The 421-nt window shown below is 61.3% G+C and carries 1 protein-coding gene; it reads left to right on the forward strand.

Features of this window, described 5'->3' with window-relative positions; genetic code table 11:
* A partial coding sequence (locus B3446_RS16295) for a 2-oxo acid dehydrogenase subunit E2 (protein WP_291383387.1) occupies positions 1-421 on the forward strand: 421 nt, incomplete at both ends.

Consider the following 421-nt stretch of genomic DNA (forward strand, 5'->3'; position numbering starts at 1 on the left):
GCTGTCGCGCATCAAGAAGATTTCCGGCGCGAACCTGCACCGCAATTGGGTCATGATCCCGCACGTCACCAACAACGACGAAGCGGACATCACCGACCTGGAAGCGCTGCGCGTCACGCTGAACAAGGAAAACGAGAAGTCGGGCATCAAGGTCACGATGCTGGCCTTCCTGATCAAGGCCGTGGTCGCGGCCCTGAAGAAATTCCCCGAGTTCAACGCCTCGCTGGACGGCGACAACCTGGTGCTCAAGCAGTACTACCACATCGGCTTTGCGGCCGACACGCCCAACGGGCTGGTGGTGCCGGTGATCCGCGATGCCGACAAGAAGGGCATCCTGCAGATAGCCCAGGAAATGACCGACCTGTCCAAGAAGGCGCGCGACGGCAAGATCTCGCCCGCCGAAATGCAGGGCGGCTGCTTC

It is taken from the genome of Achromobacter sp. UBA5777 (assembly GCF_002418565.1).
Lineage (GTDB): Bacteria > Pseudomonadota > Gammaproteobacteria > Burkholderiales > Burkholderiaceae_B > Achromobacter > Achromobacter animicus.